The organism is Chlorobaculum sp. MV4-Y, from assembly GCF_025244685.1.
In the GTDB taxonomy this organism is placed as follows: Bacteria; Bacteroidota; Chlorobiia; order Chlorobiales; family Chlorobiaceae; genus Chlorobaculum.
In genome coordinates this window covers 621378-647386 of record NZ_CP104202.1, presented here as the reverse complement: position 1 = coordinate 647386, position 26009 = coordinate 621378, and the positions used below count along the sequence as shown (strand labels likewise).

Below are 26009 nucleotides of genomic sequence, written 5' to 3'. Positions count from 1 at the left end.
AGGCGTAATATAATTCGTTTCATCAGAAAAAGCAGTGAGCGATGGAAACACCAATCAAAATAGTCGCGGGACGCAGCAATCCGGAACTTGCGGAAAAAATTGCCGATTATCTCGGCATGCCGCTGTGCGATGCTAAGGCGGAAAACTTCTCGGACGGCGAAATTTCGGTCAACTACTTCGAGTCGATCAGAGGCTCGGATATGTTCATCATTCAGTCCACCAATCCCCCGGCTGACAATCTGATGGAACTGCTCATCATGATCGACGCCGCCAAGCGCTCTTCAGCATACAGAATCACGGCCGTCCTGCCCTATTACGGTTATGCCCGTCAAGACAGAAAGGACAAGCCGCGCGTGGCCATCACCGCCAAGCTCGTGGCGAACCTGCTCACGCAGGCGGGCGCCGACAGGATCCTGACCATGGACCTGCACGCTCCGCAGATTCAGGGCTTTTTCGATATTCCGTTCGACCACCTCTATTCGAGCGTGGTGCTGATCGACCATGTCAAGAACATGGATATTGCCGACAACCTCGTCGTGGCTTCGCCGGACGTAGGCGGCGTCAAGCTTGCCCGCAAGTTCGCCTCTGAACTCGGCACCGAGCTGGTCATCGTTGACAAACGCCGACCGAAAGCGAACGTGGCTGAAGTGATGAATATCATTGGTGATGTGAAAGGCAAGAACGTGCTGCTCGTCGATGACATGATCGACACGGCAGGCACCATCGTCAACGCCGCCAAGGCGATCAAGGAGGCGGGCGGTCTGAAAATCTACGCCGCGGCCACTCACCCGATTCTCTCCGGACCGGCTATTGAGCGCATCAACAACTCGGTGTTCGAAAAGGTGATCGTCACCGACTCGCTGGTCAGCGAGCATGACTACTGCCCAAAAATCGAAACCGTCACCATCAGCAACCTGTTCGGCGAGGCTATCAAGAGAATCTATGACGGAGAGTCGGTCAGCTATCTGTTCGACAGCAAGAACATCTCGCAAAAAATTACCAATCACCATTAATACAAGCGTTAACTGTTAAAGGAACCAGAGGAAATAGCATGGAAACAAGAGCACTGTCTGTCAACCTTCGCGAAGTGAAGAAAAACGAGGCTGCAAAGCTGCGCCGTCAGGGCCAGGTGCCAGCCGTTGTTTACCATAAAGGAGAAGCCACCGTTGCCATCAGCGTCGAGGAAATCAGCCTCAACAAGCTTGTTCACTCGTCTGAGTCGCACATGATCGACCTTCAGTACCCTGATGGAAAGTCTGTCCGCTCGTTCATCAAGGACGTGCAGTTCGACCCGGTGACCGATCGCGTCATTCACGCCGACTTCCAGCTCTTCTCGGCTGATGAAGTAGTCGAAATGGAGGTGCCAATCCACCTCGAAGGCGAGTGCCCTGGCGTGAAGATCGGTGGCGGCAAGCTCCAGATCAACGTACACACCCTGCCCCTGAAGGGCAAACCTGAAGCTATGCCGGAGCACTTCACCATCGATGTCTCCGTTCTCGAACTGGGCCAGACCCTGCATATTCGCGATCTTCAGGCAATCGCACCGGAAGGCATCCAGATTCTCGGTGATGCCGACGCATCAGTGGTATCAGTTGTAGCTCCGAGGAAAGAGGCTGAAGCCGCTGCTGAAGGAGCCACCGCTGAGGCCTGATTCGCCTTCGAACGGTTTGCAAATTGAAAAAAAGCCGCCTTTTTTGAAAAGGCGGCTTTTTTTACGGATTGCCGTTTGCAATCGTGCAGCAAGTGTCGTTTTTTGGGTACTTTGAGGATACTTTGAGACTAATCCATTCATCTATTCCCGATGGTCACGCAACGAGCAAGTGAATCATCCATGCCGATACTCTACCGAATCGTGCCGGGACTCGGCCTTCTGGGCGCAGGCAAACGCTCTTTGGGCCTCTTTTACCTGCTGGCGACGCTGGCGTTTTTCGCCCTTCTCGCGGCGAGACTTGACCTCGTCATCATCAGCTTTCGCTCGCTGGCCGCAGGCGTGACGCTTCTTGTTTTGTCGCCAACCAACTTCAGCCAGATATTCACAATTGAAACCCTCGAATTCTGGATCGCTGCACTCTACCTCATCATTGTTCCCTTCCTGCTCCTGCGCTTTTCCGTGCGTTCGTACCGCAAGGGGCTCAGAGAGAAAGATGAATCTCAATCCGGTGAAGCGAGCCTCTGGCAGCTCGGCATGATCTCCTTCAAGCGCAATGGCATTTCGGTGGCGGCATCGATGGTGATCTTCGTGCTCTACTCGGTCGCCTTCCTCGCGCCGCTGCTTTCGCCTTTCAGCCCCTACGACCAGCAGGACTTCCTGGTCACCGCCTATCAGCCACCACTGACGCGCCTTGACGCCTTGGTGCTTCGCCAGCACCGGACGATGGTCATTCCGCTTCGCACCGGCAGCGACATGGCATCCAATGCAGCAAACATCCTGATTCTCGACAGCCAGAAGCTCCGGTCGCGTAACGAGGAGCATAACCTGAAGTTCGTGAACAGCTACCGCATCGAAGGCAACGAGGTGCTCTACCGGCAAGGAATGCGGGAAAAAAGCCTGCCGCTCGATCAGCTCGTCAACGTTTCCGGAAACAGCGAAAAACCGGTTTACGCCGTCACGAAAACTTTTCTGCTCGGCACCGACCAGTATGGACGCGACATCTTCAGCCGCGTGATCTACGGCTCGCGAATCTCGCTCTCCATCGGCTTTCTCGTCGTCCTCATCTCGGTCTCGCTCGGCACGGTCATCGGCATCTCGTCGGGCTATTTCGGCGGCTGGGTGGACAACACGCTCATGCGCATCGTCGATGTGCTCATCGCCTTCCCGGCGCTCTTCCTCATCCTCATCATCATCGCCACTTTCGGCAACTCGATCTACCTGATCGTCATCACGCTCTCGTTCACCGGCTGGATGGGTGTGGCTCGTATCGTTCGCGGGCAGGTGCTCTCGCTCAAGGAGCAGGAGTTCATTCTGGCGGCCAAATCGCTCGGACTTTCCAACCTGCGCATCATCTTCCGCCACCTGTTGCCCAACACGCTGACGCCGGTCATCGTGGCCGCCACGCTGCGCATCGGCAGCATTATTCTGACTGAAGCGGGCCTCTCCTTCCTTGGCCTCGGCGTGCAACCGCCAACGCCAAGCTGGGGCAACATCATCAACGAGGGGCGCGACAGCCTGCTGAACCACTGGTGGATTTCAACCTTCCCCGGCGTGGCGATCCTCTCGACCGTGGTCTGCTTCAACCTCATCGGCGACGGCATCCGCGACGCCCTCGACCCGAGAATGCGCGGATGAGCCAGCGTTTCGACAACGATCCTGAGCACTGGGAGGTACTCGAATCGACCTACCTGCACCGGAGACCGTGGCTCACCGTGCGGCAGGATCGCGTGCGGCTTACAAGCGGCAGAACAATCGACGACTATTACGTGCAAGAGTTCCCCCATTGGGTGAATGTGCTGGCGATCACCGAAGAGCGCCATGCAGTGCTCATCCGCCAGTACCGCCACGGCCTCGGCGAGGTGTCGTGGGAGCTGCCCGCCGGAGTGCTCGATGAGGGAGAATCGCCGCTCGACGGGGCAAAACGGGAGCTGCATGAAGAGACCGGCTACAGCGGCGGAACGTGGACGCCGTTGATGGAATTGAGTGCAAATCCTGCTCTTCAGAACAACATCTCCTACTCGTTCCTCGCTGAAGGCGTGAGCCTGTCCGGAATGCAGCACCTAGATCCGACCGAGGAGATTACGGTGCACCTGACGCCGCTCGACCGCCTGCGTGAGATCGTTTTCGACGGAGGGATGATCCAGGCACTGCACGCGGCCCCGGTGCTCAAATACTTTTTGCAATGCGACTGAACTGAACGGCCGGAAGAGAAGCGCGATATGAAAAAAACAGAAACAGCTCGATCTGCTCGAGGAAGCTCTGGTCTCGACCGGGCACAAAATCAGGTATGAAAAGGGCAGTTTCGTCGGAGGTGACTGCCGGGTCAAGGAGAACATGATCGTCGTGGTCAACAAGTTCCTGCCGATCGAGGGCAAAATCGCCACCCTCGCCTCGGTGCTCCGCAAAATCAATCCGCCCGGCCTCTCGCCTGACGTCATCAAAATCATCGACACCCTCGCCGCGCCTGACCTCTTCAGCCGGGAAAATATTTAATACCACACCGTCTGCCTGCTCCTTGAACGCACCTCGACCTGTTGCCTTGAGGCGGCATAGCGATTCAGCAATTCGCGTTGCGCGGCGGTCATGAATGGCCCCGGCACGAGTAGCATCCTGCGTGGTCTGGTTTCTGCTATCCACGCATCAAGCCGATGCCACTCCTTTCCAGTGAAACGATAGACCCAGAACACCACATCGGCACCATCCGCCCGTTGCTTTTCGAGCCGTTTCAGCCCCGAAACAAGCAGCAACGAGTGCGTCTTGCTGTCGATTCTGAGTACCTTGGCATCCAGCATTCTGATAACGAAACTCCGGTGAGGAGCGGCACCTGAGGCAGTCGGAAATGGCGAAACCGGCAGGGATTGTATCACTGAGCCCGGAGAAAAGAGGCTTGCCACCGAAACCGGTGTTGCCAGATTCCAGACACTCGCCTGCTGACGGATTCTCTCCCAGCTCCCCTCGCGCCGTCCGGCATCGACCAGGCAGGTTTGGCCGCCCGCAGAAAAAAGCACCGCGACCTCCCGGCCAACATTGACTGTCACCACCTGCGGTGGCGTCTGCACCGGCCTGAGCACTTGATTCCAGAGCAGAACATTCATCCCGACAAGAACGAAAACCGCGAGTCGTCCCCACGTCCTCTTGACGAGCGCATAAAAAGCGAACGCGAAGGTGAGATAAAACACCGCCACATCAAGCACCCCAGGCCGCACCTCCACGCTGGCCAGCGGCAGACGGCTGAAAAGCTCCGCGCATGACAGGGCAAGACGCGCGAAAAACCATGATGCCGCGCCGAAAAGCGAAGCGATCCCGCTGGCGAAACCGTGAAACAGGAACATCGGAAACGAGGCGTACATGGCGAGCGTCGAAAAGAGCACCACCGGCAGGTTGGCCGCAATGCCCGACGGGGAAAAGGTGCCGAAATACCATGCGATCACTGGGCTGACACCGATCATGGCCGAAAGGCTAACACTAAAGGCGCTCCACAGCCAATGCCCGAAACGCTGCAGCACCCCTTTGCCATCCGGCACGATGCCTGACAAGCGCGGATAGATGGTCAGAATACCGAGCACAGCGCCGTTTGTCATCAGAAATCCGGGCGTCAAGAGGTCAAAAGGGTCGAACAGAAGGATAAGCAGGTCGGCGACAGCCAGAGAGTTCACCGGATAACTTTTGCGTCCGATCGTGCCGCCAGCAATGATCACAGCCGTCATGACGGAGGCGCGTTTGATCGAGGGGGCGTTGCCGGTCACGAAGCTGTAGAGGCCGATCACCGCGACAATGATAAAGAGCGATAGCCAGCGTCCGGCCTCCGTGACCTTCAGGCGTTGCAGGCAAAGATTCACCGCATAGGCCAAAAGCGCCACGTGCAAACCCGAAACGGCCAGCACGTGCGCCGTACCGGTTCGCCGGAATGCTTCGTACAGCTCTTCCGGCATCAGCTCGCGCTCGCCAAGCACCATGCCCTTGATGAAGTACCGCGCGCCACCCTCGGGAAAGTTGCGGTCAATTGCCGAATTGAGATAGTTGCGAACGGGATTGACGATGCTTTGCACCACTGAAAAGCCCGGCTTCGGGGGTTCCCGGAGCACCTGCCACGGCCCTGCACAGAAAATCTGGACATGAATTCCCTTCAGCCGATTCTGAAAACGCGGGTCATACTCTCCCCTGTTCGCCGCCACAGGAATCAGAGCGAGCCGCCCCTTCGCCCTGACAAAATCGCCCTCCTGAAACCGCATCTCCTCGTCTCCAGGCATCCGGACGACAACCTTCGCCCTGTCAGAAACGGTTGTCGTCCGGCCATCGTCAAACACCTCGCTCACCCGCAACCGCATGGTGACAAGGTCATTTCTGTCAACCGGGCGGCCATCGACGATCCCGGAAAGAATCACATCCCGCCCAACCCATGAAAGCAGCGACGGTGACGACGTGAGCCGGTATGATGCTGAGGCATGAAACGCGAACACGCTGAACACCGCCATCAGATAACATGCCGCTGAAAACAGGGAAACCGTACCCACTGGATGCCGTTTGCGACTGACGAAAAGCAGCAACGCCGTCATGATACACGACGCAATCGCGACGGCAAACCAGGCAATGGGGGCAACAGGCAAAAAAATGGCGGCCATGATCCCCGCAACAGCACAGGCAAGCAGTCGCACTGCGGGATAGGCCGAAAGGAAATACCGCATAATCAGGGGTTTATGGCGGTTATTTCAGGAGTTATGCAACCGCATAATTTAGTATATTCCGGTCATTTTCTGTTCAACCAGTAAAAAATCACACCCGGATGCTTGTCAAAGAGATTCTCGACGCACGAACCGAACCGGTATTCAGCCTGGAATTTTTCCCTCCGAAAAAACAGGAAGACTGGGACAAACTCTTTGAAACCATCTCGAACTTCTCCCCTCTCGATCCCTCGTACGTCAGTGTTACCTACGGCGCAGGCGGTTCAACGCGAGAACGCACGCACAATCTCGTCACCCGCATCCAGCAGGAGACCGGCCTGACAGTCGTTTCGCACCTGACCTGCATCGGCGCGGAGAAGAGCGAAATCGAAAGCGTCCTGCAAAACTACAGGGAGCACGGCATCAAGAACGTGCTGGCCTTGCGCGGCGACAAACCAGCCGACATTCCCACGCTTGAAGAGGCAATCAAGGATTTCCCGCACGCCATCGACCTGGTGCGATTCATCAAGGTGAACTTCCCCGAAATGGGCATCGGTGTGGCAGGCTTCCCCGAAGGCCACCCAGAGACGCCGAACCGCATGAAGGAGCTTGAATTCCTCAAGGAGAAGGTTGACGCGGGAGCGGACTACATCGTCACGCAGCTCTTCTTCGACAACCGCGACTACTTCGACTACGTCGAGCGCTGCGAGCTGGCGGGCATCACCGTGCCGGTCATCCCCGGCCTCATGCCGATCATGACAAAGAAAGGCATGATCCGCATGGGCGAACTCGCCCTTGGCTCAAGAATCCCGTCAAAGCTGCTCCGCAAAGTGCTCGAAGCTGCCGATGACAAAGAGGTTGCTGAAATCGGCATCGAATGGGCCACCAACCAGGTGCAGGAACTGCTGGATCACAAAGTCAAAGGCATCCACTTCTACACCCTCAACCTCTCCGAAGCAACACTGAAGATTTTCAGGAATCTGAAGCGGGGATAAGAACAAATTCCACTGAATGGCGAAAGCTCAAGCGAGCATATATTGAAGTTAAAAATCAATTTATTGCCTTTTATCAGAAGGATAATTATTTCTTAACATATCCTTATTTATCCAATTCCCAACCAGCTCCACAAACTGTTTATATTGATTTTTATATTTAATATATCTCACCTTTTCCCAAAGCAAAAAAGATATGTACTTTTTTTCGAATCTATTGAAAGCATTCCTTTTTCGTAAAACCTTAGTTCATTTACCAAGACTGGCCGCGCAGAAACATCATCAACAACTTCAACACCAGCATAATTTTTATTAGTATCTACAACCGCATTATTATATCCATAAAAAAATACCACAACAATAACTATTGGCAACCATTTAAACAAAAATATAAATCCTTCCTTTCTTCTTTTTTGTATCCATGGCGCATCACGCAACCAACGACTCACATTAACCCAAATGATCGGCATAGCCAATAATAACGAAGCAGCAAATAAATCGCAAAAAAGTAAGAATGAGGCAAAAAGCGAAACAGACAAAAAACGAATAAAAAGAATAGGACTTTTACGGAATTTTCTAACAAAGCTCGGCTTTCTTGAGGTAAAAACTATCTCCTCTTCTGTCATACCTTGTTCAACTCGCTGATTGATCAACTCATTGAAAATACCAATAAATATCAAAAACAATGCTTTTGGCATCCAGACCAATGCGCTCCTAATATGGTCATTTAAACTTGTTGGAATAGAGGCAAAATCCAATCCAATGGAGAACAGATAACCTCAATCATAAACAAATGACAATAAAAATGAAGCAGCAAAAAGAACACTTATACTTTTTGCAACATATCCTATATTTTGTTCTAAACTCATATTAAATAAAGAGATAAAAATTTTCATTCTGAGTTATCACTCAAAATAAAATCATTCTAAAATACCGAAATTTCAGAAAATACTCTTCAGCTCACGCCTTTTACTTCAAAGGCATGTATCTCCTCATACTCTACCCCATCGTGAGAAAACCCATTAGCAGCACTGAATACTTATTTAAATCCAACCGCCGCATACCCAACCCAATGCCTCGGCGAAGCAATCGCCGTCTCGCCCATTCGCAGATCATCGATTTTCAGATGCTGCTGACTGATGCTGGTGGCGTAGGCTATCGGCACTCCCGTTAACGGAGCGCTTTTTTCTAGCCTCTGGAGATCGAGCGCCGTCAGCAGACCAACGGGAATTGCGTAGCGGCCACACCAGCTCCATCGGGATTTTTTGAAATCATCGGGATCAGTCGTATAGGAATAAAACTGAGTGATCTTTTTGTTCGTCAATTTCGATTCAAAGCAGGTGTTGATTATTTCCCGGTCATGCGCTTCCGCAAGTTCATTGGCTTTACTGCCGGTTCCGTAATAGGCGAAATTGTGGCCACCCCAATCCTCATCGCCGTAGTGCACCGCGTCAGATGAAATGAGGATGGCAACATCTTTTCCCCAGCGCAAATCATGCTTTTTCATCACGGCGAACAGCGCCTTGGAAAGGTGCTGGCTGATGGTTTGCATCTTTGCAAAATCCATGAAAGGAACCAGAATGCTGATGATTTCAACATCCCGGTTCTGGTATTGCAGAAACGGAATCATCGCCTCTGCGGAATATTCCTCGCTCTGCATTGGATCATGCACAACAGCCATGTCACGAGGCAAGCGCTTAAGAATCTCCTCACGCAACGGAGAAACCTTCAGCGCGCCGTAGGGGCCGCGCCATGAGCTGAAGCTGTCGAAGATGAGTTGATTTTCGAGATGATAGCGCCACGCTGTATGGGCGACACCGAAAATGATGACCGTCTTTGCCTTGATATTCCGCAGTACGGCAGGATAGAGCCAGCCCGTGTAGGAATAATCGTCGTGCGGGCAGATCAGCGCGCGCCACGCCGTTCCCGCTGGCTGCTGCGTGCGGGCAAGATCATCGTGATTGAGCGCATTGATTCGTGCCATCACCGAATCCATCTGCCAGGCCCGATGCGCAAAACCAACCGTATCGGCCAGGGCGCGTATCGATGATTCAGAATCAGTACGGGCAAACAATGAGCTGCTTGCGAGAATCATCCCGAAAAACAGACAGATCGAAACAACGGTGCGCATGTCAGTTCGCTTTATCATGCTTTTGCATGGTGAACGGTGGCGCTTTCGCGAAATTTCAATGAACGAAGTGAACGTGGAGCGTTGTTGTCCACTTCGTCCATGATGTGGTCGCTCTTACAGTTCGTTCTCCACGAGCTGCTCGTAGGTTTCGCGGCGGCGGGTCAGCGTGACTTCGTCGCCATCGACCATCACCTCGGCCGGGCGAAGGCGGCCGTTGTAGTTGCTGCTCATCACCGCGCCGTATGCGCCGGATGAGAGCACCGCGAGGAGTTCGCCTTCAGCGGCGTCATCGATAGTGCGGTGGCGGGCGAAGAAGTCACTCGATTCGCAGACAGGACCAACCACGTCGGCGACAACGCTCTTGTCATGCTGCTTGACCGAGAGCACTTCGTGGTGCGACTGGTAGAGCGCCGGACGGATCAGCTCGGTCATGCCTGCATCGACGATGAAAAACTCCTTGCCGATCAGGTTTTTCTTACGGTACAAAATTTTGGTCACAATCACCGAAGCGTTGGCCGCAATGAACCGGCCCGGCTCAAAAATGACCGTCACGCCTTTGTCCTGGAGCATCGGAATGAGCTTCTCGGCAAATTTCGTGATCGGCGTGGCGGGTTTCTGCGGATCGTAGGTCACCGGGAAACCGCCGCCGAGGTCAAGCCATTTGATGTCGAAGCCGAGGTGACGCGCCGATTCGAGCACTTCGAGCAGCTTCTGCGTGGCGGCGACGTAGTATTCCGGATCGAAAATCTGCGAGCCGATGTGCATGTCGAGACCGTGCAGTTCGAGATTCGGGAGCGTTCTGAAGAGTTCGAACACCTCGCCAAGTCCGGCTTCGTCGATGCCGAACTTCTCCTTGCTGTCGCCGGTGGTGATGTAGGGATGAGTCTCGGCGGTGACGTTAGGGTTGATCCTGACGCCGACCTGCGCAACCTTGCCGAGACGCTCGGCGACGCTGTTGATCGCCTTGAGTTCGGAGATCGACTCGGCCTTGATCATCATCACGCCGGAAGTCAGGCCATACTTGATTTCAGCTTCGCTTTTGCCAACACCGGCCATAATAATCTTTTCAGCAGGCACTCCTGCCTTGAGGGCGCGATAGAGTTCGCCGCCCGAGTTGACGTCGCAACCGCAACCCTCTTCGGCCAGCGTGCGGATGACGGCAAGGTTGAAGTTTGCTTTCACCGAGTAGCAGGTGAAGTGCGGCAGAGAGGCGAAAGCCTCCTCGAATGAGCGGTACTGACTGACCAGACTCTGCCTGCTGGTCACGAAAAGCGGGGTTCCGAACTGCCGGGCAAGCTCGTCGAGCGCGACCGATTCACAGCAGAGGGTGCCGTCGGAAAATGAGAAAAAATGACTGTCCAGCACGATACGCCTTGATTTTGGGTAATTGGTGAAAAGAGTATCAATAATAGCGTTTCCTGAACTCGAAACAAAAAAACGGCAGTGCTTGCATAATAGGGTCGCCTGCTGTATATTCGTTGCTCTTTAAATAACTAACCGACCGACGCAACTCATGGCAAAAGGTAAAGAGAACAGAATTGTGATTACGCTCGAGTGCACCGAGGCGAAAAAAGAGGGCGTGCCCGTTTCCAGGTACACCACGACCAAGAACAAGAAGAACACGACGGAGCGCCTCATTCTCAAGAAGTACAACCCGAATCTGAAAAGGCACACCGAGCACAAAGAGATCAAGTAATTAGTATTATCGTCAAAAAGAGCTTATCTTAATGATAGGCCTTTTTGACAAGTCAATGCCCGAATGGCGGAACTGGTAGACGCACTCGTTTCAGGGGCGAGCGCCGAGAGGTGTAGGAGTTCGAATCTCCTTTCGGGCACCAACTTTATGCAAGATTCTCATGTGCAAGATGATCGGAGTTGAGAAATTCTCCCGTTTGTTGTTTTGAAATAGTTTTGAATACAAGGCAAGCACCTTCCATGGAGGTGCTTTTTTGCTTCTTTTTAATTTCTAAACCGGTGTGGTAGTGGATCATACAAAAATCAATCTCATCGTTCGCCTTCAGCACATCGACAACATGATCGAAAGCATCATGAGTCTGCAGAAAGGCCTGCCGGAAGAGATTTCCGCCCTCGAGGAGGACCTCGCGTTCACCTCTCGCCAGATTGAGGCCCGGAAGAAAATCGCCGACGAACATCAGAAGCTGCGTGAGCGCCTGAACGGCATCATTCACGATTGCAAGGAAAAGATCAAGTCATTCAAGGAAAAGCAGACGCTGGCCCGCAACAACAAGGAGTACGACGCCCTCTCCAAGCAGATCGAATACGAGGAAAAGGAGATCGCGCAGGCCGAAATCCAGCTTCAGGACATTTCGCACGCCGAGCACCACGCCCAGGAGTTGCAGAAAAAAGGACGCGAGCTGATCGCGGAGAACCGTTACGACGAGATTTCCGAAGAGATGATGCCTGATGATGTCTTGCAGCAGCAGATGGAGGATCTCGGTCAGCAGGTGCGACAGAAAAAAGAGGAACTGGACAGCATTGTCGTCGAAACCGCTGAAGAGGTCGCCCAGCTCAAAGAGGTGCTCTCGGAACAGAGATCGGTGGTCGCCCAGCAAGCCAAGCGCCTGCTCGACAAGTACGATCATCTCAAGAGCGGCTCGATGCAGAATGCTGTGGTCAAGCTCGATCGCCAGGCCTGCTCCGGGTGCAACACCAGAGTGCCGACCAACCGCCATACCCTGATCGTGCAGGGCGGGTTTTACGTCTGTGAATCGTGCGGCCGCATCGTGGTACACGAGCGTCTCTTCGACGAAGCCGCGGCAAGCAGCCAGCAGTAACAACCTTGTCAGACTGCCGAAACGGATTGCTCCTTTCGGCAGTTTCTGTTTCATGGCCGTCCTGAAAAGGCCCGGTAGTTGTTCATTTACATTGCTGAAACCGCAAGCGTGCAGTCGCTGTATGGTATAGCCATTCAGAGGAAAGTCCGAACTTCACAGGGCAGGGTGCCGGTCGAGAACGTTGTTCAAGGCCGGGGGCAGGGGCGCAAGCCGTCTGTCACAGAGAGTGCAACAGAAAGCGAACCGCTCCGGCTTAAAACCGGAGTAAGGGTGAAAAGGGGGTGTAAGAGACCACCAGGCAGGTCAGCAATGCCCTGCGCTATGAAAACCTCCCCGAAGCAAGGCCAAATAAGGAAGCATTTCCTGCAAGGGAAGAAGGGTTGCCCGCCCAATGTTTCCGGGTAGGCCGCATCAGATAAATGGCTGCAACTTCACCACTTGATGGTGATGGACAGAATTCGGCTTACAGCTTCGGTTTCGGCTTTTTTTCCTGCATCTCGCCCCTCAGTTACCGTTTTGCAACACCTCTTTCACTTTATCCAGAAGCACCGGCACAGGAAACGGCTTCAGCAGAAATGACAGCCCTGTATCGAGTACGCCGTGCCGGGAAATGATGTCTTTGGGGTACCCCGACATGTAGATCACCTTGATGCCAGGCATGAAGTCGCACACCTTTTCATAGAGCATCCGCCCGTTCATACCGCGCATGACCAGATCGGTCAGTAACAGTTCAGGCTTGAAATCGCCTTTTTCAATCAGCTCCAGCGCCGCTTGCCCGTTCTCCACTTCACGGGTCTCGAATCCCTCTTCGTCTAAAGCCTGAACAACGAATTTGCGAACCATCTCGTCATCCTCGACAACCAGCACTTTTGCCCCCTCGCCTTTTTGATGCGGCTTTGGCTTCACCGGCTGAAACGGCTCAGGTTCGCTCTCCCGGAGAGGAAAACACATCCTGAACGAGGCTCCAGAACCGGCCTCACTCCTCGCCTGAATGATGCCTCCATGCTGCCTGACAATACCATAAACCGTGGAAAGACCGAGACCAGTCCCCCGCCCTTTGGGTTTGGTGGTAAAAAAGGGTTCAAAGATACGGGCAAGCGTATCCTGATCTATCCCCGTGCCCGTATCGCAAAAGGTCAAAACAGCATAGTCTCCACTGGGCAACCCTTCGAAATATTTCTCCTGCCCCTTGCTGATTACCATCGTGGATGTCTTCACGACCAATTCTCCACCCGATGGCATCGCATCTTCGGCGTTGACCGCAAGATTCATGATAATCTGTTCGATCTGGCCAACATCTCCCTGCATGACCAGCATTCCGTCATGCAGATGATACCGGATATTGATATCGTCCCGAATGGTTCTGCGGAGCAACTGCTCGAAATCCCTGATCACCCGGTTGAGGTCAACCATTCTGAATTCAAGCGTCTGGCGGCTGCTGAAGGCAAGGAGCTGCCGTACAAGACCGCGCGCCCTGAGCGCCGCATGATGAATAACTTCGATGCGCTTGTGGCGTTTGTCGGTCTCAGGAAAACTGTTTGAAAGCATCTCAGAATAACCGAGCACTGGCGTCAGGAGATTGTTCAGGTCATGGGCAATGCCGCCCGCCAGACGACCGATCGATTCGAGTTTCTGTGACTCGAAAAGCTGATGTTCCAAGGTTACGCGCGTCTTTTCAGCCTCTTTCCGGCGGCTGATGTCCCGAAGAAAGACAAGCGCGCCCTGCTGACCGGCAAAAACGAAGGGAACGGCAGAGACCTCCACATAGAGTTCACTACCGTCAAGACGCAGGATCCGCTCTTCGAGAGCGGGAACTGCTTGCTGGCGTTCATTCAGCAGGCGTATCCTTTCGGCGACCAGATCACGGTAATCGGGATGAATCAGATCGGCAACCCTCCGTCCGAGAATCTCTTCTGCTTTCGACGCTCCGAACAGGGCAATCGCAGAGTGATTCAGGTAGGCAAAACAGCCTCCTGTCTGGATAAAAATGGCATCAGGCGCAAACTCTACAACCGACCTGAACCGCTCCTCACTCTCACGCAAAGCGCTTTGCGATTCGAGTCGCTCGGTAATATCCTGCACAGTAGCGATCCTGTACATGATCTGCCCATTGTCATCCTTTACCCCCACCACATCTATCTGAACCGGGAAAACGGAGCCATCTTTGCGCATCATCCTGGCCTGGTAACTGCAAAACCCTGTGCTGTCGGTTATCTTTAATTTGTCCTTCACCGTTTGCTGATCTTCAGGAGCATACAGGCTGACGATAGAAGAACCTTCAATCTCCTTGACAGACTGACCGCGCATACGCGCAAAAGCTTCGTTGCAGGTCAGCACGACATTGATGCCAGGCACTCCGATAGCTATACCGTGGGCGCAGAGTCTGAAGGCATCCGCCCGGCGCCGAATCTCCGTCTCCTGCTCAATGCGTCTGGAAAGCTCGGCCTCAAGCGCTTCGATGCGCCTGTTGGCCGCATCCAGCTCCTGGCGGAGTTGCAAAAGCTCCTGTTTCTGGAACTCGACAGCGGGCTTTTCAGACATCCTCGCCCTGGGTTTGAACCGTGGCTGTGCCATCTTCGGCGACATCGATGACCAGGCTCACCGGGCGGCAGCACACCTCGCAATCTTCGATATACTCCTGATGCCCCGCCGAGAGATCAACCAGCACCTCGAAACTCTGCGCGCAGTATGGGCACTGCACCATCACTGTCTGTTCAATCTCCATGATCGGCCTCCGGACTCTGTTTGGTTATAAAATGGACCCGCCTTTCTGCGAAACTGAGAAAAAGCAATCCACTATTCACTAACCATCGGCAAGCGTCAGTTGGTTTCTTTCCAAATCTTAGGAGAAACAGAACTGAAAACGCCGCTCAGTTGAAAATGACATGAACCCTGTCCTTGAACTCGAACTTCAAACCCGAGTCTTTTCCTGACCTGCGGGCAAAGTCCCGGTCGGACAAGCCGTCATATTTTCCTGTAAGAATATCCCGGTGAGTCATGAGCTGATCGAAATCCATTGCATACAGCGTAATCGTGTTGTCGGTACGGTAACTCGCGTCGCTGCTGATGACGCGGCCGTCAACGACAACGTCAATATCAAGTTTCATCCCTTTCAGAAAAGCGCTTATCATGTCGAGCATCTGCTCCTTCTCCTGCGTACTGACCGGCTTTTTAGCCACTTCACCCCTGGAAGAGCTGTTCAGCATTGCCTCCTTGTGGATGGTGAGTTCCGGATTCGCTCCCCGTTTCATGGTAAAGGTAAACCAGGTCTCCGGCTTCTGAACGGCCGTGCTGTCGGATTGGACGGCGGTACTGTCTGCCGTAAGTTTTTTGCTCATCTTCTGCACATTTCCGATTCGCACTTTTTCTATATCATCGAAGGCATACGTGACAATGAAACCGCTATCCCCGCTATTTTCGACCTTCTTGACATTGACAACCTTGACATAAGGGCCAAATTCAGCGGACATCTCCTTGAGCTGGTTTTTTTTCGGCAACGCAGGAAGACTCCCCCCTTTTTCTTTCATAATCCCCGATAACATCTCACTGAAGAGCATCTTCTCTTCGATAGTACCGCTTCCATCCTTGTGGACATGAACCGTCGTGTGCATCTGAATGCAGCCGGAAAGCGTCAGCAAAAGAATTATGAAGAGCGGCCTTGTCAACTTGACGATGCTCTGGAACAGCGTTATATCAGCCATTATTTTCAAGCCCCCATTCTGATTGATGATTACGCGGAATTGTTGAATTTACCTGAGCTTCAGCAGCTTCTCACAGGCCGCTTCGAGCACATGGCTTTCCTTTGCGAAGCAGAAACGGACGAGATTCTCGCCACCGCCGTCGTGGTAGAAAGCGGAACCAGGCACCGATGCGACGCCGGTTTCTCGCAGAATGTGCATCGCCTTCTCCCGCGCCGTCGAGCCGGGCAGACGCTCTGTGCTGGCAAGCACGTAGTACGCGCCCTGCGGCACATGCGGTTCAAGTCCGGCCTCGGCGAGCGCGTTACAGAAAAGGTCACGCCTGGCCTCATATTCGGCTGCCAGACCATGATAGTAGTCGTCGCCGAGCGCGCGAAGCCCCGCCGTAACACCCGCCTGGAGCGGCGATGCCGCGCAGACATAGAAAAGATCGTTGAAGTAGCCAATGGAGGCGGCCCAGCGTGAGTCGCATAGCGCATAGCCAATACGCCAGCCGGTGACGCTGAAAGTCTTCGAGAGACCGGAGATGGTGATCGTACGCTCTCTCATGCCGGGCATCGACGCCATCGACACGTGCGAAAGACCACCGAACACGAAGTGCTCGTACATCTCGTCGGTGAAGACGAAGAGGTCGTGGCGAGTGGCAAACTCCGCCAGCAGCGCCAGCTCGTCATGCGAAAAGACCTTGCCGGAGGGGTTGGCGGGCGTATTGATGAGCAGCGCTTTGGTCTTCGGCGTCACTGCCGCGTCGAGGGCTTCGATACTGAACGACCAGCCGTTCGACGGATCGAGCGGCACGAACACCGGCACAGCCTCGACCGCCCGAAGCGTCGAGACGTGATAACCGTAAAACGGCTCGAAAACGATCACCTCGTCGCCGCAATTGAGCAGCGCCTGAAACGCGCAGTACATCGCGCCGGTCGCCCCGGCGGAGACGACCACCTCACGCTCGGCGTCAAACGCCACGCCGGTGAAACGGCGCTGCTTGTCAGCAATCGCCTCGCGCAGTTCGCGAATGCCTGCATGGTGCGTATAGATGTTCGCGCCCTGCATCAACGCATCGGCAGCGCCCTGCAGCACCACCGGCGGCACCGGCGTATCGCAAATTCCCTGCGAAAGATTGATGCTGCCCATGCGGGCGCACTCGATCGACATGGCGCGAATATCGGACTGCATCACCAGCCCGCAACGCTCGCCAAGACTCAAACCCATGGTTACTTCCTGAAAATGGTTATGACAATCATGATCATTCGACGAGCATCGGCAAACCGGATGACCGATAAACCCACCGCCAACAAAAAGCCCCCGGCTCAAAAAACGGGGGATAGTAGAAAAATAGAAACAATCAGCCTGACGGGACCTGATCAGTCTTTGGCCGGAGGCTGCACCGTGATGGTTACCTTTTCAAGCGTAGCCGGAGCCTGGTTCTGCTGCTGGAAGAACGGCAGCGGGAAAGGAAGCTGCGGCAAAGTGGGAAGCTGAAGCAGCGGAAGCCTGGAGATCACGCCCGCAATCTGATCCTTGAAGGGAAACGGAAGCGCCATCGGTCCCTGCTGAATCGCCTCGACGATAAGGCCAGCAGCACCCTGCACGGACTCCATCATATCGCCAAGCGCCTCTTTACCACCCATCTCGCCACGCTGGATGCGGCCGATGAGGTTCTGCACACCCGGCACAATCTGCTGCGCGGTGTCCCTGCCCATGTCGGCAGCGTAGCCAATCAGGCCGAACGGGTTGCTGAAAAGAATCCGGCGCACCTCTTCCGGACGCGACAGCACCTTTACCATGCCCTCTTTAGCAATGGTAGCCTGGCAGGCCATGCGACCGCCAGCGGCGATCTGGCGCGGAGAAAGGAACGCCTTCTCGACATCGGTGAGCGGAGCGAGACAATCCGCCCCTTCCTGAACGGTGATGTAGCAAGCCTGGCAGAGACCGTGGCCTCCGCAAACGTATCCCACATGGGCGTGATTGAGCCTGGCTGCCTTGCCGACGGTTTCACCGACGGAGGCCTGAGCCGTTTTGTCGTTGATAATGAGATTCATTGTAGTATTGATTGCGTTTGAATTGAATGCCCGTGCATCACCATCACCAAACAGCATGACGGCAAAAAATCACTGCAATGCAGAGGGTGGTGTTATTGGGGGAATTTAATGAAAATAATCGATCCCCGATGCAAAGATCATGTGTCGAACGGAAGGGAAAAATCAGTGCCTGACGCGCTGAAGATAGTGATCCTCCCGCCGACTCATCGCGGCTCGCAGTTCACTAGTTTCGTCGTCGTAACCCATGAGGTGCAGAGCAGAGTGGATCGTCACGCGCAGCAGTTCGTCCTCGACGCTTACGCCGAACCGGCGGGCGTTGGATTCGATCACATCGAGCGAGATGTAGAATTCGCCTTCGACCTCCCCACCTTCGTTGTAGCCGAAGGTAATGGTGTCGGTCGCGTAATCGTGACTGAGGAAGTCGCGGTTGATGCGGCGGATCATTTTGTTGCCGCAGTAAATCGCTTCGATGGAGCCAACCGCACCGCCCTCCTCGCCGATCACCAGTTGGATGACTTCGGCGAGAAGCGCTTCGTCAATCGTGCGTTTCGTGGTGTTGAAAATTTGCAGCGGCATGGTTTTTCGATGCCGACGCCTTGAGCATGGCGTCGATCTGTTTGAGATTGTTGCGATGCACGCGGATGGTGAGCAGCACATCTTCATCGACGTGCTTCTTGTCGATCACCTCGGCATGGTCGTAAAGGTAGCCGATCAGCTTGTAGTTCGAGACGTGCGTGCGCACCTTGCGCGTCTTGTAGTCGCGGGCGACGTAGTTGGCGATAGTTTCCTTCAGCGCAGAAAGGTTCAGGCCGCGCGCAGCGGAGATGAAGACCGCGTCGGGATACTTGCCACGAAGACCGGTCAGAATTGCAGGATCGTCGAGGGCGTCGATCTTGTTGAACACCTCGATGATGTGGTCGTGCTTTACGCCGATCTCCTTGAGCGTCTCGCGCACCACCTGCATCTGCTCCTCGAAAGCCGGGTGGCTTATGTCAATCACGTGCAGTAAAAAGTCTGCCTGGAGTACTTCGTCGAGCGTCGATTTGAAACTCTCGACCAGCGTGTGCGGCAGCTTGCGGATGAAGCCGACCGTGTCGGAGAGCAGCACCAGCTTGTTGATCCTGAGTTCGAGCCGCCGCGTTTTGGTGTCGAGCGTCGCGAAGAGGCGGTTCTCGGCGTAAGCGCCTGCCTCAGGGCAGAGCGCGTTCATCAAGGTCGATTTACCCGCGTTGGTGTAGCCAACCAGCGCCACGCGCGGCACGATCGCCCTACCACGGGTCTGGGTGTCGTGCTGAAGCGAGACGGCGCGGAGCTTTTTCTTGAGCGAGGCGATGCGGTTGCGCACCAGGCGGCGGTCGCTCTCGATCTGCGTTTCACCGGGGCCTTTGGTGCCGATGCCGCCCTTCTGCTTCGACAGGTGCGTCCACGCGCCGGAGAGTCGCGGCAGGAGATACTCGAGCTGGGCGAGTTCGACCTGCATTTTGGCTTGCGACGATTTGGCGCGGATGGCGAAAATTTGCAGAATGAGACCGGTGCGGTCGATCACCTTGCACTTGAGAATGCGTTCGAGGTTCCTCACCTGCACGGGCGTAAGGTCGTCGTCGAAGATGACAATATCGATCTTGTCAGCCTCGATGAGACCGGCCAGATCCTCGGCCTTGCCACTGCCAATGCAGGTGGCCGGATCGAGCTGCTTCTTTTCCTGGATGATTGAGGTGATAACGTCGGCTCCTGCCGTATCGGCAAGGAACTTCAGCTCGTCGAGATACTCCTCGACAAGGTGTCTGGGAATGTCAGGCGTGGAAGTGATGCCGACGAGTACGGCTCGCTCCCGGGTTTCCGGTGATGGAATAGTCGTCAAATGGATCGTCTGGGATAGATTCTGATGCAACAGCGTCGAGTGAGCGGCGATAAAGGCGAAACTGCTGCTATTGCTATATTAAAGCCATTATTTTATTTTGCCGTCACGCTCCTCATAACGTATTCCGGCCACAGAAAGTTACATATTTTTGCCGCTCCGGCACACAAAAACGAGCGGGCAGAATCCAGATTCAGGCCGTTTTGCCCACAAGGCAACAGGCGTCCCGGCTAACAGACAGGCAAAACCAGCGGCGAAAGTTTCATGAACTACAGCTACAACGGACAGAGAGTGCTTCACGATGCAGGCCAAAAGCTGTCGCTCCCGAACGCCTACGATTACTGCCGCCAAATTGCCAAACACCACGCCAAGACCTTCTACCTCGCCACCAAGTTCCTGCCCAAACGCCAGCAGAATCCGATCTTTGCCATGTATGCGCTGTTGCGTACCGTGGACGACCTGGTCGATCTGGCGCAGGACAAACTGAGCAACGGCCAGTTGACCCGCTCGGAACTCAACGACTCGATTGCCGACTGGAAGCTGCGCCTCCGCGCCTGCTACGACGGCAAACCGAGCAATGACCCGATCCTCATGGCGTGGCAGGATACCCTGTGCCACTACTCGATTCCCATCGAACTACCGCTCGACCTGATCGACGGCGTGGCGATGGACATCGACTTCAAGACCTTCGAGACCTTCGACGAACTCTACGTTTACTGTTACAAGGTCGCCTCGGTGGTCGGCCTCATGACGGTCGAAATTTTCGGCTACAGCGACAAGGAGGCCCTGCAGCACGCCATCGACCTCGGTATCGCCATGCAGCTCACCAACATCCTGCGCGACATAGGCGAGGACATCGACCGCAACCGCATCTACCTGCCGCTCGAAGATTTACGCCGTTTCAACTACAGCCGTGAGGAGTTCATGAGCCGCACGATGAACGGAAAATTCGTCGATCTCATGAAGTTCCAGATCGATCGCGCCCGAAAGTATTACGCCTCGGCTGACCTCGGTATTCCGATGCTTGAAAAGAACAGTCGCCTCGCCGTCGGCATCAGCAGCCGTAACTACAGCGATATCCTCAAGGCTATCGAGGAGAACGGCTACGACGTCTTCACCCGCCGGGCATACCGCTCGTTTTACCAGAAACTGAGCACCCTGCCGTCAATCTGGATCAAAACCATGATCTCGGCCTGACCTTTCAAGCCTCAGATAAACCGTTTTATTTTATCACTTCAGACCATCAGCATGTCCAACGCACCAGAACAGAAAAGCCAGCAGAACGACCCGTCACCCGCCGTTTCGCTCAACGACCAGATGAAGCGCCGCTTCGAGGAGCGCACACACCTCGCCGAAGCCGGCATCAATCCCTATCCCTACAAATTCGACGTTACGACCACCTCGAAAGCGATCATCGACAGCTTCAGCGACGATAATCCCGAGGACGTTTCGGTGGCCGGACGCATCATGGCCATCCGCAAAATGGGCAAGGCCTCGTTCTTTCACATCCAGGACTCCGTTGGGCGCATCCAGATCTACCTCAAGCGCGACGACGTAGGCGAGGCGTCGTACAACACTTTCAAGCTGCTCGACATCGGCGACATCGTGGGTGTCAGCGGCTTCACGTTCAAGACGAAAACCGGTGAAATTTCGGTACACGCCAGGGAGTTCGAGTTGCTCTCGAAGTCGCTCCGCCCAATTCCGATCGCCAAGGAGAAAGAGGTGGACGGCCAGAAGGTGGTGTACGACGCCTTCAGCGACCGCGAGTTGCGCTACCGCCAGCGCTACGTCGATCTGATCGTCAACCCTGAGGTGCGCGGCACCTTCATCAAGCGGACGAAGATCGTCGCCCTGATGCGCAACTACTTCGCCTCGAACGGCTGGCTCGAAGTGGAAACCCCGATCCTCCAGCCGATCTACGGCGGCGCGGCGGCGCGTCCCTTTACGACGCACCACAATGCGCTCGACATGCAGCTCTACCTGCGCATCGCCAACGAGCTGTACCTCAAGCGCCTCATCGTCGGCGGCTTCGACGGTGTGTTCGAGTTCGCCAAGGATTTCCGCAACGAGGGCATCGACCGCTTCCACAACCCCGAATTCACGCAGGTCGAGCTGTACGTCGCCTACAAGGATTACGTCTGGATGATGGAGCTGGTCGAAGATTTACTGCACAAAGCGTGTCTCGAAGTGAATGGCAAGGATTCGACGATGTTTCTCGGCAACGAGATCAGCCTGAAGCCGCCGTTCCGCCGCCTCACCATCGCCGACTCGATCAAAGAGTTCACCGGCATGGAAATTCGCGGCAAATCGGAAGCGCAGCTCCGCGACATCGCCAAGGATCTGGGACTCGAACTCGATCCCAAGATCAGTAGCGGCAAGATCATCGACGAAATCTTCGGCGAGTTCGTCGAGCCGAAGCTCATCCAGCCAACCTTCATCACCGACTATCCGGAGGAGATGTCGCCGCTCGCCAAGAAGCACCGCTCGGAACCCGGCCTTGTCGAGCGCTTCGAGCTGATCGTCGGTGGCAAGGAGGTGTGTAACTCCTTCTCCGAACTGAACGACCCGGTCATCCAGCGCGAACGACTCGAAGAGCAGGCCCGCCTCCGCCAGCGCGGCGACGACGAAGCGATGATTGTCGATGAAGACTTCCTCCGCGCGCTGGAATACGGCATGCCCCCTTGCGCCGGCCTCGGCATCGGCATCGACCGCATGGTGATGCTCCTCACCGGCGAAGACTCCATCCGCGACGTCATCTTCTTCCCGCACATGAAGCCGGAGTGAAGCGAGGATTGATGGAATGAAATGCAAAAGCCCCGGCGCGGATGAAGTGCCGGGGCTTTTTGGTTCTCGTGTATCGAAAAGCCTAAAAAATCGCTATTTATCCCCCTCAAATCGATTTAGTAAAATCGTTTTCAAGATACCCCAGTAGCCCTTCATAAAACTGACACAGTATATCCCTTATTTGGGTTATGCAATAATTCTGATCTTTGATCTCGACAAACAGCCCCGGGGCTGTTTTTGTAAAAAAATATTGGTAACAGTCATTAATGACCGGTTCACTCCCAATTGATAATGGAATTCCGTCCAAATCTTCATTTCTAGTCCAATCATAATGCTTACTTGCGTTACAAACATGATGACAAATATTCAAACAATCACGAACCTGCTCCATCAGCTCATACTCTTTATTCGGAAAACAAGATTTATCAATAAACCAATCATAGGCATTTTTCGGGTATCCCTTTATGTTCTTTGCCGTAAGTGCATCAGCTAAAGATGACTTCTTTAAATCATAATAACCTTGCACCCAATCATTCCGCACTGATGCTGTCACAAAAAATTAAAAACATTTATCCAATCATAATCCGGTTCTAACTTTTGACCATCACTTTTCATCTTATCAAGTAATTGTCTCGGGTGATTTAACCCATATAATAATGGAATATTTTTTATCATAAATTCTTTCAAAGCCTACAAGTAGTTATAAAAGCATAAAACGACTTAAAGCTATCAAAAAATAACCCGGCGCACAAATCGCACATAGCCCCAGATGAGGCTATGTGCGATTGTAATGTTCAAAATTATAGGCTAATCCAGATTGAGCTACCGAAACCGCCTGCGTTCAGAAACTACACCGGGTTCGTCAGACCGTCATGCAAACAAAAAATGAAAGTTTTCATACACGATAAGAACTCATTCGTACTGATCCGGCTCGGATGGGGCGTTTGCCTTTGAAACCGGCGTTTGCGGGTTGTCGTGGCCGGGCCATGAAAGCGACCAGACAAATGCGCCGATCCAGCCGATACCCGTCCAGCCGAGCAGGATGTTCAGCGCAATGATCCCCGGCAGACTCCGGTGCTTGCGCACCCAGGCGATCATCGAAGGCACGAAGTAGAATGCCCAGAGAAAGACGTTGAGCAGAATAAGCGGCACCGGAGATGATGTTGACCAGACCCAGGTACGCATGATTTCTTGTTCCATAACATTCATTTGCTTGTGTTCTTGAATACTCCACTGCTCGTTTGACGCCTTGTTTTCCGTTTTTCTTCGCTACTGACAGCAAAATTCTGCACATCTGGATAAAAGCTGACTTCTCGCGTCCCAAAAAGACAAGCTCCGCGGGTACAACCTTCAACGGCGGCAAAAGAGGGGGCTGCCAAAAAGCTTCACGTTCGGAAGCCTTTGTGCTGCTGTGTTTTGGTATCTACATGCAGAAAAAATACATTGCACTATTGCCATGATTTCCAACCCGGTGACCCGATTCAATGAGCAGGCTTTTTGAGAACAGCCGCCTCAAGCGGCGTGTTATTGTTTTGATCTATATCTTCCTGCGCAAAAGCCGCTACTTCAAGGGTTCTTCACAGCAGTTCGTCCGCATGACCTGGGCTTCGTTCCTCGCCCAGCTCAACCTCAATCAGGATCTCCCGTTTCTGCTCGTTGCCGTTTTCGTTGGACTGGTCACCGGATACGTTGCCGTCATTTTTCACGACGCCATAAAGATCATCAGCTCATATCTTTTCTACGGCACGACCGCTCTCGGGCTGCCAACTTTCAACAACTACCTCCGGATCTTTCTGCTTCCGCTGATCCCCGCCCTTGGCGGACTGGTTGTCGGCCTTTACAATACGTATGTCGTCAAGGCCAAGCCCGAGCATGGCTTGCCTTCGGTCATCAAGGCCGTGGCGCAGAAGAATGGCAAAATTCCCACGAAAAACTGGATGCACAAAACCATCACCTCGGTGGTAAGCATTGGAACCGGCGGTGGCGGCGGACGCGAGGCGCCGATCGCGCAGGTGGGCGCGTCGATCGGTTCGACTATTGCGCAGTGGCTCAAATTTTCTCCGGGCAGGACCCGGACGCTTCTCGGTTGTGGTGCGGCAGCGGGGCTTGCTGCCGTGTTCAATGCTCCAATCGGTGGCGTGATGTTCGCCGTTGAGGTGATTCTCGGCGATTTCAGCGTCAAGACGTTCAGCCCCATCGTGGTGGCTGCCGTGGTGGGAACCGTGCTGTCGAGAAGTTATCTCGGCAATTACCCGACTTTTCAGGTTCCCGAATACAGCCTCGTTTCGGATACCGAACTGGTGTTCTACTTCATCCTTGGCGTCCTTGCCGGTCTCACTGCCGTACTGTTCATCAGAACCTTTTACTTCATTGAAGAGCATATTCAGAAAATTGAAAAGCACTTTCGCATTCCCGCATGGTCGATGCCCGCTCTCGGTGGCCTTTTGTGCGGGTTAATAAGCATGTGGGTGCCGGAACTATACGGTTTCAGCTATGAGGTTATCAACAAGGCGCTGATCGGGCAGGAGAGCTGGGAGAACATGGTCGCCGTCTACCTGCTCAAGCCGGTGGTCGTGGCGCTGACGGTCGGCTCGGGCGGTTCGGGCGGCATGTTCGCGCCAACCATGAAGATGGGAGCGATGCTCGGCGGCATGTTTGGCAAGATCGTGAACACACTTTTTCCGACGATCACCGCTGCGTCAGGAGCCTACGCACTGGTGGGCATGGGCGCGGTGACGGCGGGCATCATGCGCGCGCCGCTGACGGTTATCCTTATTTTATTTGAAGTTACTGGCCAGTACGAAATCGTGCTGCCCATCATGTTCGCGGCAGTCACCTCGGCGCTGGTGGCCCGGCTGGCGTACCCCTACACCATGGAAACCTACGTGCTCGAAAAGGAGAATGTGCGCGTCGGCTTCGGCATCGCCCTGACTATTGCCGGAAATATCAGCGTGCTCGAGGTGATGCAGCGCAAATTCGTCAAGTTCTTCGATGTCACCAAGGTGGAGACCATCATCGATGCGTTCCATAACACCCGCGATTCGCACTTTTTCATCACGACGCCGGAGGGAACGTTCATCGGCATCATCGGCCTCGACGAGATGAGCCTTGTGCTGAAGGATGGTATCTTCCCCGGCATGATCGCCGATGATCTGGTCAAAAAGAATGTGACCGTCCTTTACGAAACCTCCAAGCTCGACGAGGCGCTAAAGATTTTCGAGATTTCCGAATACTCGACGCTGCCGGTGGTCGAATATCATTCGCGCAAGCTGCTCGGGATTCTCAAGCAGGATGAGGCGTTTTCCTATTACCGCAAACAGATGAACCTCATCGGCGAAGATGCCGGTGAGATGGCCAACCAGCGAACAGCGTAATGGCCGTCCGTGTCGATTCATTT

Annotated in this window: 24 protein-coding genes, 1 tRNA gene and 1 other RNA gene; 13 read left to right on the top strand and 13 right to left on the bottom strand. The window is 54.2% G+C overall.

What is annotated here, in order from left to right; translation table 11 throughout:
* Window positions 1–41: 41 nt before the first annotated feature.
* From NY406_RS03055 to NY406_RS11270, 5 genes are all read left to right on the top strand, one after another.
* Window positions 42–1013, top strand: a complete 972-nt coding sequence (locus NY406_RS03055; RefSeq protein WP_260633284.1) for a ribose-phosphate pyrophosphokinase — start codon at window positions 42–44, stop codon at window positions 1011–1013.
* A gap of 38 nt (window positions 1014–1051) precedes the next feature.
* On the top strand, window positions 1052–1651 hold the full coding sequence (locus tag NY406_RS03050) for a 50S ribosomal protein L25/general stress protein Ctc (protein ID WP_260633283.1): 600 nt from the start codon (window positions 1052–1054) through the stop codon (window positions 1649–1651).
* 180 nt (window positions 1652–1831) lie between these two features.
* On the top strand, window positions 1832–3286 hold the full coding sequence (locus NY406_RS03045; protein WP_411267087.1) for an ABC transporter permease: 1455 nt from the start codon (window positions 1832–1834) through the stop codon (window positions 3284–3286).
* On the top strand, window positions 3283–3843 hold the full coding sequence (locus NY406_RS03040; protein WP_260633281.1) for an NUDIX hydrolase: 561 nt from the start codon (window positions 3283–3285) through the stop codon (window positions 3841–3843). Before NY406_RS03045 ends, NY406_RS03040 begins: the two co-directional genes overlap by 4 nt.
* 142 nt (window positions 3844–3985) lie before the next feature.
* Entirely contained in the window at window positions 3986–4144 is a 159-nt protein-coding gene (locus NY406_RS11270) for a hypothetical protein (RefSeq protein ID WP_411267086.1), read from the top strand.
* Here the strand turns inward: NY406_RS11270 and NY406_RS03030 are convergent.
* Window positions 4141–6336 (bottom strand): ComEC/Rec2 family competence protein, encoded by a 2196-nt coding sequence (locus NY406_RS03030; RefSeq protein WP_260633280.1) that lies wholly within the window; start codon window positions 6334–6336, stop codon window positions 4141–4143. The two genes, NY406_RS11270 and NY406_RS03030, sit on opposite strands and share 4 nt — an antisense overlap.
* Before the next feature lie 98 nt (window positions 6337–6434).
* Here NY406_RS03030 and metF point away from each other — a divergent pair, with 98 nt between their 5' ends.
* Complete coding sequence (gene metF / locus NY406_RS03025) at window positions 6435–7307, top strand: methylenetetrahydrofolate reductase [NAD(P)H] (RefSeq protein WP_260633279.1); 873 nt, start codon at window positions 6435–6437, stop codon at window positions 7305–7307.
* Window positions 7308–7474: 167 nt separating this feature from the next.
* On the opposite strand, the gene NY406_RS03020 is transcribed toward metF, so the two are convergent.
* The 3 genes from NY406_RS03020 to lysA form a co-directional block, all read right to left on the bottom strand.
* Entirely contained in the window at window positions 7475–8002 is a 528-nt protein-coding gene (locus NY406_RS03020) for a hypothetical protein (protein WP_260633278.1), read from the bottom strand.
* A gap of 341 nt (window positions 8003–8343) precedes the next feature.
* Window positions 8344–9435 carry an AmmeMemoRadiSam system protein B gene (gene amrB / locus NY406_RS03015; RefSeq protein WP_260633277.1) on the bottom strand — a complete coding sequence of 364 codons (1092 nt, stop codon included), beginning with the start codon at window positions 9433–9435 and terminating at the stop codon, window positions 8344–8346.
* A gap of 114 nt (window positions 9436–9549) precedes the next feature.
* Window positions 9550–10800 (bottom strand): diaminopimelate decarboxylase, encoded by a 1251-nt coding sequence (lysA, locus tag NY406_RS03010; protein WP_260633276.1) that lies wholly within the window; start codon window positions 10798–10800, stop codon window positions 9550–9552.
* Between the two features lie 148 nt (window positions 10801–10948).
* Here lysA and rpmG point away from each other — a divergent pair, with 148 nt between their 5' ends.
* The 4 genes from rpmG to rnpB all read left to right on the top strand — a co-directional run bounded on the left by rpmG (window position 10949) and on the right by rnpB (window position 12712).
* Window positions 10949–11131 carry a 50S ribosomal protein L33 gene (gene rpmG, locus NY406_RS03005; RefSeq protein ID WP_010933041.1) on the top strand — a complete coding sequence of 61 codons (183 nt, stop codon included), beginning with the start codon at window positions 10949–10951 and terminating at the stop codon, window positions 11129–11131.
* Between the two features lie 57 nt (window positions 11132–11188).
* Window positions 11189–11273 (top strand) — tRNA-Leu (locus tag NY406_RS03000).
* 144 nt (window positions 11274–11417) lie between these two features.
* A complete protein-coding gene (locus NY406_RS02995; protein WP_260633275.1) occupies window positions 11418–12230 on the top strand; it encodes a zinc ribbon domain-containing protein in 813 nt (270 codons plus the stop codon).
* 97 nt (window positions 12231–12327) lie between these two features.
* An RNA gene (rnpB, locus tag NY406_RS02990) (RNase P RNA component class A) lies at window positions 12328–12712 on the top strand.
* A gap of 22 nt (window positions 12713–12734) precedes the next feature.
* Here rnpB and NY406_RS02985 read toward each other — a convergent pair.
* The 7 genes from NY406_RS02985 to hflX all read right to left on the bottom strand — a co-directional run bounded on the left by NY406_RS02985 (window position 12735) and on the right by hflX (window position 19831).
* Window positions 12735–14771: a PAS domain-containing sensor histidine kinase gene (locus tag NY406_RS02985; RefSeq protein ID WP_260633274.1), complete on the bottom strand. Its 2037-nt coding sequence runs from the start codon at window positions 14769–14771 to the stop codon at window positions 12735–12737.
* Entirely contained in the window at window positions 14764–14955 is a 192-nt protein-coding gene (locus NY406_RS02980) for a CPXCG motif-containing cysteine-rich protein (protein WP_260633273.1), read from the bottom strand. Before NY406_RS02980 ends, NY406_RS02985 begins: the two co-directional genes overlap by 8 nt.
* 145 nt (window positions 14956–15100) lie before the next feature.
* Complete coding sequence (locus NY406_RS02975; protein ID WP_260633272.1) at window positions 15101–15931, bottom strand: hypothetical protein; 831 nt, start codon at window positions 15929–15931, stop codon at window positions 15101–15103.
* A 48-nt stretch (window positions 15932–15979) separates the two neighbouring features.
* Window positions 15980–17140, bottom strand: a complete 1161-nt coding sequence (locus tag NY406_RS02970) for a pyridoxal phosphate-dependent aminotransferase (protein WP_260633271.1) — start codon at window positions 17138–17140, stop codon at window positions 15980–15982.
* Window positions 17141–17292: 152 nt separating this feature from the next.
* The gene (locus NY406_RS02965) at window positions 17293–17970 is read right to left on the bottom strand and encodes a (2Fe-2S)-binding protein (protein WP_260633270.1); all 678 of its coding nucleotides are present in this window, start codon (window positions 17968–17970) and stop codon (window positions 17293–17295) included.
* A 162-nt stretch (window positions 17971–18132) separates the two neighbouring features.
* Window positions 18133–18546 (bottom strand): rRNA maturation RNase YbeY, encoded by a 414-nt coding sequence (ybeY, locus tag NY406_RS02960; RefSeq protein ID WP_260633269.1) that lies wholly within the window; start codon window positions 18544–18546, stop codon window positions 18133–18135.
* A complete protein-coding gene (gene hflX, locus NY406_RS02955; RefSeq protein ID WP_260633268.1) occupies window positions 18506–19831 on the bottom strand; it encodes a GTPase HflX in 1326 nt (441 codons plus the stop codon). The genes ybeY and hflX overlap by 41 nt, the downstream gene beginning before the upstream one ends.
* A gap of 261 nt (window positions 19832–20092) precedes the next feature.
* Between hflX and NY406_RS02950 the strand changes: the two genes are divergently transcribed.
* Both NY406_RS02950 and lysS read left to right on the top strand, forming a co-directional pair.
* Window positions 20093–21025, top strand: coding sequence for a phytoene/squalene synthase family protein (locus NY406_RS02950; RefSeq protein WP_260633267.1), 933 nt, complete (start codon window positions 20093–20095; stop codon window positions 21023–21025).
* A gap of 51 nt (window positions 21026–21076) precedes the next feature.
* Window positions 21077–22612 carry a lysine--tRNA ligase gene (lysS, locus tag NY406_RS02945; RefSeq protein WP_260633266.1) on the top strand — a complete coding sequence of 512 codons (1536 nt, stop codon included), beginning with the start codon at window positions 21077–21079 and terminating at the stop codon, window positions 22610–22612.
* A gap of 106 nt (window positions 22613–22718) precedes the next feature.
* Here the strand turns inward: lysS and NY406_RS02940 are convergent, their stop codons facing one another.
* Window positions 22719–23165 carry a hypothetical protein gene (locus NY406_RS02940; protein ID WP_260633265.1) on the bottom strand — a complete coding sequence of 149 codons (447 nt, stop codon included), beginning with the start codon at window positions 23163–23165 and terminating at the stop codon, window positions 22719–22721.
* Between the two features lie 359 nt (window positions 23166–23524).
* A complete protein-coding gene (locus NY406_RS02935; RefSeq protein ID WP_260633264.1) occupies window positions 23525–23812 on the bottom strand; it encodes a superinfection immunity protein in 288 nt (95 codons plus the stop codon).
* A 284-nt stretch (window positions 23813–24096) separates the two neighbouring features.
* Between NY406_RS02935 and NY406_RS02930 the strand changes: the two genes are divergently transcribed.
* A complete protein-coding gene (locus tag NY406_RS02930) occupies window positions 24097–25986 on the top strand; it encodes a chloride channel protein (protein ID WP_260633263.1) in 1890 nt (629 codons plus the stop codon).
* Window positions 25987–26009: the final 23 nt, after the last annotated feature.

Bases quoted from the DNA above. Each gene is read 5' to 3' on its own strand.
- NY406_RS03055 (WP_260633284.1), top strand. From the start codon at position 42: ATGGAAACACCAATCAAAATAGTCGCGGGACGCAGCAATCCGGAACTT.
- NY406_RS03050 (WP_260633283.1), top strand. From the start codon at position 1,052: ATGGAAACAAGAGCACTGTCTGTCAACCTTCGCGAAGTGAAGAAAAAC.
- NY406_RS03045 (WP_411267087.1), top strand. From the start codon at position 1,832: ATGCCGATACTCTACCGAATCGTGCCGGGACTCGGCCTTCTGGGCGCA.
- NY406_RS03040 (WP_260633281.1), top strand. From the start codon at position 3,283: ATGAGCCAGCGTTTCGACAACGATCCTGAGCACTGGGAGGTACTCGAA.
- NY406_RS11270 (WP_411267086.1), top strand. From the start codon at position 3,986: ATGATCGTCGTGGTCAACAAGTTCCTGCCGATCGAGGGCAAAATCGCC.
- NY406_RS03030 (WP_260633280.1), bottom strand. From the start codon at position 6,336: ATGCGGTATTTCCTTTCGGCCTATCCCGCAGTGCGACTGCTTGCCTGT.
- metF (WP_260633279.1), top strand. From the start codon at position 6,435: ATGCTTGTCAAAGAGATTCTCGACGCACGAACCGAACCGGTATTCAGC.
- NY406_RS03020 (WP_260633278.1), bottom strand. From the start codon at position 8,002: ATGCCAAAAGCATTGTTTTTGATATTTATTGGTATTTTCAATGAGTTG.
- amrB (WP_260633277.1), bottom strand. From the start codon at position 9,435: ATGCGCACCGTTGTTTCGATCTGTCTGTTTTTCGGGATGATTCTCGCA.
- rpmG (WP_010933041.1), top strand. From the start codon at position 10,949: ATGGCAAAAGGTAAAGAGAACAGAATTGTGATTACGCTCGAGTGCACC.
- NY406_RS02985 (WP_260633274.1), bottom strand. From the start codon at position 14,771: ATGTCTGAAAAGCCCGCTGTCGAGTTCCAGAAACAGGAGCTTTTGCAA.
- NY406_RS02980 (WP_260633273.1), bottom strand. From the start codon at position 14,955: ATGGAGATTGAACAGACAGTGATGGTGCAGTGCCCATACTGCGCGCAG.
- NY406_RS02975 (WP_260633272.1), bottom strand. From the start codon at position 15,931: ATGGCTGATATAACGCTGTTCCAGAGCATCGTCAAGTTGACAAGGCCG.
- NY406_RS02970 (WP_260633271.1), bottom strand. From the start codon at position 17,140: ATGGGTTTGAGTCTTGGCGAGCGTTGCGGGCTGGTGATGCAGTCCGAT.
- NY406_RS02965 (WP_260633270.1), bottom strand. From the start codon at position 17,970: ATGAATCTCATTATCAACGACAAAACGGCTCAGGCCTCCGTCGGTGAA.
- ybeY (WP_260633269.1), bottom strand. From the start codon at position 18,546: ATGCCGCTGCAAATTTTCAACACCACGAAACGCACGATTGACGAAGCG.
- NY406_RS02950 (WP_260633267.1), top strand. From the start codon at position 20,093: ATGAACTACAGCTACAACGGACAGAGAGTGCTTCACGATGCAGGCCAA.
- lysS (WP_260633266.1), top strand. From the start codon at position 21,077: ATGTCCAACGCACCAGAACAGAAAAGCCAGCAGAACGACCCGTCACCC.
- NY406_RS02935 (WP_260633264.1), bottom strand. From the start codon at position 23,812: ATGGAACAAGAAATCATGCGTACCTGGGTCTGGTCAACATCATCTCCG.
- NY406_RS02930 (WP_260633263.1), top strand. From the start codon at position 24,097: ATGAGCAGGCTTTTTGAGAACAGCCGCCTCAAGCGGCGTGTTATTGTT.